We start from the raw sequence: 1,466 nt of genomic DNA on the forward strand, positions 1-1,466 counted from the left end.
CTTTTGCCCGAGCGGCTGGCCGAGCATGCCGGTATTGCGCGATCGAACGGCGAGAAGATCATCGCCGATCCGAACATTGCATTGAACGCTATCACGCATCAGCAGGCTACGTTCACGACGCGCGACCTTGCGATGTTTGCCCACCGGCACAGCGCCGACAAAGAGCAGTTCGATGCGGTGATGTCGGCGGTGAAGAACGCGCCAGAGCTCGTTGCGCTGGGCAAGGACGGGAAAGGCAACGACCGGTTCACTTCGCGCGAGATGCTGGAGACCGAGCAGCGGCTGGAGCGTGCGACGATCCGGCTTGAAGGACGCCGCAGCCATGCCGTGCCCGAACGCTATCGCGAGCTGGCACTGGCCAATGCAAAGTCGCGCGGAATGGACCTGTCGGCTGAGCAGCGCGGGGCGCTGGAGCATGTCACATCGGCAAAGGGCGTCAGCAATGTCATTGGATATGCCGGAACGGGGAAAAGCGCGATGCTGGGTGTTGCGTGTGAGGCATGGCAGCGCGCTGGCTATACGGTGCAGGGTGCAGCGCTCTCCGGCATTGCAGCCGAGGGGCTGGAGCAAGGCTCGCGCATCCCTTCGCGCACGCTGGCCAGTCTGGAGCATCAATGGGGGCAGGGCAGGGAGCTGCTCACCAGCAAGCATATCCTCGTGATTGACGAGGCCGGGATGCTCGGCACGCGGCAGATGGAGCGCGTTGTGTCGCACGCACAGCAGCACGGGGCCAAAGTCGTGATGGTTGGCGATCCGCAGCAGCTTCAGGCGATCGAGGCAGGCGCTGCGTTTCGGGCTGCGGCTGAGCGGCATGGTGCGGTGGAGATTGCATCAATCCGGCGGCAGCAGATCGAGTGGCAGCGCGAGGCGACGCGCGAGCTTGCTACCGGCAGGACGGGTGAGGCGTTGGGGCGCTATGAGGAAGCAGGCAGCGTCCATGTTGCCGAAACGCGCGAAGCTGCGCGCGCTGCTCTGGTCGATGCCTGGGATCGCGACCGGCAGGCGAAACCGGATGCCAGCCGGATCATCCTTTCGCACACCAATGATGAGGTCAGAGCGCTCAACGAGGCTGTGCGTGAGAAGGTGCGAGCCAGCGGCGATCTTGGCGATGACGTCGCGCTCAAGGTCGAGCGCGGCACGCGGCAGTTTGCCGACGGCGACCGGGTTATGTTCCTGAAGAACGAACGCTCGCTGGGCGTGAAGAACGGATCGCTGGGTACGGTCGAGAGCGTCAGCGCGCTGCGCATGTCGGTGAAGCTCGACGATGGCAAAGCAGTGGCGTTCGATCTCAAGGATTATGCGCATCTGGATCACGGCTATGCAGCGACCATCCACAAGGCGCAGGGCATGACCGTGGACCAGGTCAAACTGCTGGCGACGCCGGGCATGGATAGCCATGGGGCCTATGTCGCGCTGTCGCGGCACCGCACCCAGGTCGATCTGCATTACGGCAAGGATGACTTTGC

The 1,466-nt window shown here is 63.8% G+C and carries 1 protein-coding gene; it reads left to right on the plus strand.

Going from position 1 to position 1,466, the window contains the following annotated elements; all coding sequences use genetic code 11:
* On the plus strand, positions 1-1,466 hold a 1,466-nt coding region (gene traA / locus QUB14_RS28585; protein ID WP_333297484.1), incomplete at both ends, for a Ti-type conjugative transfer relaxase TraA.

It is taken from the genome of Microcoleus sp. B3-D2, from assembly GCF_036705345.1.
GTDB lineage: Bacteria > Cyanobacteriota > Cyanobacteriia > Cyanobacteriales > Microcoleaceae > Microcoleus.